Annotated in this window: 1 protein-coding gene; it reads left to right on the forward strand. The window is 36.9% G+C overall.

Annotated features, from left to right (window positions below):
• Window positions 1–52: 52 nt before the first annotated feature.
• Window positions 53–312 (forward strand): recombinase family protein (locus ACYVTD_RS18910; RefSeq protein ID WP_461249119.1); only part of this gene is annotated, 260 nt, incomplete at its 3' end.

The raw sequence follows: 312 nt of genomic DNA on the forward strand, positions 1-312 counted from the left end.
ATATAAATATTTATCGTGGAATATTAACTGGTTGTAATGGATTGAGGAAACAATCAGTGGCACCAAAACACCCGAAAAAAGGCTTTTAGGTCCACTTCTTGCAGAGGTCAAAAAGAATGACCTGATTGTTTGTTCTGAATTATCACGCCTTGGAAGAAGTCTTTTTATGATTATGTCGATACTAAATCATTTAATGCTGAATGGTGTTCGGGTATGGACTATTAAGGATAATTACCGGCTTGGCGACAATATCCAATCAAAGGTTCTAGCTTTTGCTTTTGGTTTATCCGCTGAAATTGAGCGCGATCTTAT

Source organism: Treponema sp. R6D11 (assembly GCF_054786075.1).